Raw genomic sequence first — 2822 nt, forward strand, 5'->3', positions numbered from 1 at the left:
CATTATCGGATTGAAACATGGCGATCATCTGCTCATCTCCCGCTATGCCGGACGGGCATACAAGGGTATTGCTCTGTTGGCTGGCTTTTGCGAAGTCGGAGAGACCATGGAACAGACTGTTGCCCGAGAGATCAAGGAAGAAGTTGGCTTGGAGTGCAAAAATATCACCTATTTTGGCAGTCAGCCGTGGGGCGTAGATTCCAATCTGCTCGCCGGTTTCTTTGCTGATTTGGACGGCGAGCCGGATATTACACTGGATCGCGAAGAGCTGGCAAAGGCAACGTGGATCAACCGCGCGGAGATTCCGGTACAGGAAAATTGCTCCAGCTTGACCATGACCATGATTGAAGCGTTCCGACAGGGAAAAATCAAATAATCGTTCCGGAATGAGAGAAACCGGCGCACTGAGACCATCAGTGCGCCGGTTTTTTATCGCAAATCACGTCTTTCTTCGCCGCCTGCCGCATAGACATAAAGCACAAAGCAATGTCAGGAGGGGGAAATCTGTGAAAGGACAGCCGGAAGAACGAGCCATCCAGCTGGCACAGTATATGGTAGAGACAGGCGCGACGGTGCGACAGACTGCCGCGAGATTCGGTGTGAGCAAATCCACCGTGCACAAAGATATTACCGAGAGATTATATCACCTCAACTTGCCGCTATATACACAGGCGCATGAGGTGTTGATGAAAAACAAAGAGGAGCGGCACATCCGCGGCGGCATGGCAACGAGAAGAAAGTATCGCGGCAGCGACTGCGGAGAATAAAAAAATACGGGAACTGGCAACAGTTCCCGTATTTTCTCAGAGAAGATGAAGAAATGGATTAGTTTTGTTCAAACAGTTTATGCATACAATTGCGGCAGACATTTTTGCCCTTAAACTGGACAATGTTCTTGGTGTTGCCGCAGAAAATGCAGTCTGGTTCATATTTCTTTAAAATGATCTGTGGGCCGTCTACGTAGATTTCCAGAGAATCCTTGACTTCAATATTTAAGGTTCTTCGCAATTTAATGGGAAGAACGATACGACCAAGCTCATCGACTTTGCGGACAATTCCTGTTGATTTCATAAATTGGTATCCCTCCATACAAAAATACATGATAAACGGAAAGGTGTGATATGGATGATGAATGTTCTATGGGCAGGCATGATAATTTTAGCCTGCGTAACAGCCTGCATGACAGGGCGGACAGCAGAGCTGTCTGCGGCGGTGACCGAAGGGACAGAACAAGCTGTCACGCTTTGCCTCGCACTGACAGGTGTCATGGGCTTGTGGTCGGGGGTAATGGAGCTGATGCAGAAATCCGGCATTTGTCAGGGATTGACGGCACTGCTGTGCCCGATTTTGCGTCCGCTGTTTCCGCGCGCCTCCAAGGATAAAGAGACTATGGAAGGCATCGCGGCAAATGTCACCGCCAATCTCATGGGACTGAGCAATGCGGCGACGCCCATCGGATTGCGCGCGATAGAGCGGATGTATGGGTTGTACGGCAAAAAAGGAACGCCGGATGAAGTGCTGACATTTGTCGTGCTCAACACGACGTCCATTCAACTCATCCCTACAACCGTTGCAGCTGTGCGGGCGGCGTTGGGTGCGGCGCAGCCCTTTGACATTATGCCGGCCGTCTGGGGCGCATCTATTTGCTCCGTGGTTGTTGGTTTGACAGCGGCGCGGCTGTTCGCTCGATTCTCAATAAGCGGGGGAAACCAATGACGGATTTGCTTCTTCCGCTCCTGATGGCGTGCACAGCGGGATATGCGCTGTACCGCAGGGTCGATCTGTTTCCCACGCTGCTGTGCGGCGCAGAAAAGGGATTGCGCACGGCGCTGCATATTTTGCCGACAATGATCGTCATTCTGACAGCGGTGCGGATGCTGCGCGTGTCAGGATTTATTGATTTGGCCGGACAGGCATTGCAGCCGCTGCTGCATCTGACGGGCATTCCGGAGGAATGCACCACGCTGCTGCTGCTCAAACCGATCAGCGGCAGCGGCGGACTGGCACTCGGTCAGGAGATCATGCGCACGTGCGGTGCGGATAGTCTGCAAGGACGAACCGCCGCGGTCATGCTCGGTGCATCAGAGACCAGTTTGTATACCATCAGTGTGTACTGCGGCTATTTGGGCTTAAAAAAGACACGGTATGCGATACCGGCTGCGTTGTTTGCAGATCTCGCAGCCTTTGTCTGTGCGGCATGGTTTGTTCGCATCACGTCGTAACTGGAAAACTGAACAAAATTCCCAATTATATCTCCTATTATGACGGAAGTTTCGTTATTTTTCAATATGAAAACGAACTATCTTGCTCTGGTAAGAGAAATTTCTGATATTAGACAAGATAATGCGGAAAAATAATCAGAAAATTGTAAGAATCATATAAAATAATTTCCAAATCAAGGAAAAATTGTAAAATTTAATAGATAAATATGTAAAAAACTGTAAAAAGAATTGAGCAAAATTGCGAAATAATTTTTACAATGTGGACGAAAAATGTCTCAAATAAAACAGATAATAAGAAAAAATGTAACAAGAATACACGGGGAAGTTGAATAAATGTAACATATGGAATGCGGATAAGGATAAAAAAAATCCCCTGTAAACATCGTTTACAGGGGATAGAAAACACAAGGAATGTTTTACTTGATCTTCAGCTCGCCGCCAGGAACTTCCGGACCAAATGGATACTTGTAGGTGAAGAATCCACGGCCGGACTTCTGTCCGAGCAGGCCAGCACGAACCATCTTGCGCAGCAGCGGATGCGGATGATACTTCGGATCGCCGGTTTCCTCATACATGTTGGACAGGTCGGACAGAATATCG

Annotated in this window: 6 protein-coding genes; 4 read left to right on the forward strand and 2 right to left on the reverse strand. The window is 48.7% G+C overall.

Annotated elements, in window-relative coordinates:
* Positions 1-376 (forward strand): NUDIX domain-containing protein (locus ACR0P9_RS10320; RefSeq protein WP_432619854.1); only part of this gene is annotated, 376 nt, incomplete at its 5' end.
* Between the two features lie 130 nt (positions 377-506).
* Positions 507-767: a sporulation transcriptional regulator SpoIIID gene (locus tag ACR0P9_RS10325; protein ID WP_432619856.1), complete on the forward strand. Its 261-nt coding sequence runs from the start codon at positions 507-509 to the stop codon at positions 765-767.
* Positions 768-825: 58 nt separating this feature from the next.
* On the opposite strand, the gene ACR0P9_RS10330 is transcribed toward ACR0P9_RS10325, so the two are convergent.
* Complete coding sequence (locus ACR0P9_RS10330) at positions 826-1071, reverse strand: AbrB/MazE/SpoVT family DNA-binding domain-containing protein (RefSeq protein WP_432619858.1); 246 nt, start codon at positions 1069-1071, stop codon at positions 826-828.
* A gap of 54 nt (positions 1072-1125) precedes the next feature.
* Here ACR0P9_RS10330 and ACR0P9_RS10335 point away from each other — a divergent pair, with 54 nt between their 5' ends.
* The gene (locus ACR0P9_RS10335) at positions 1126-1716 is read left to right on the forward strand and encodes a nucleoside recognition domain-containing protein (protein WP_432619860.1); all 591 of its coding nucleotides are present in this window, start codon (positions 1126-1128) and stop codon (positions 1714-1716) included.
* Complete coding sequence (locus ACR0P9_RS10340) at positions 1713-2222, forward strand: nucleoside recognition domain-containing protein (RefSeq protein ID WP_432619862.1); 510 nt, start codon at positions 1713-1715, stop codon at positions 2220-2222. Before ACR0P9_RS10335 ends, ACR0P9_RS10340 begins: the two co-directional genes overlap by 4 nt.
* A gap of 416 nt (positions 2223-2638) precedes the next feature.
* Here the strand turns inward: ACR0P9_RS10340 and ACR0P9_RS10345 are convergent.
* On the reverse strand, positions 2639-2822 hold a 184-nt coding region (locus ACR0P9_RS10345), incomplete at its 5' end, for a 3-hydroxyacyl-CoA dehydrogenase family protein (RefSeq protein WP_432619864.1).

It is taken from the genome of Butyricicoccus sp. (genome assembly GCF_050872565.1).
Lineage (GTDB): Bacteria > Bacillota > Clostridia > Oscillospirales > Butyricicoccaceae > Butyricicoccus_A.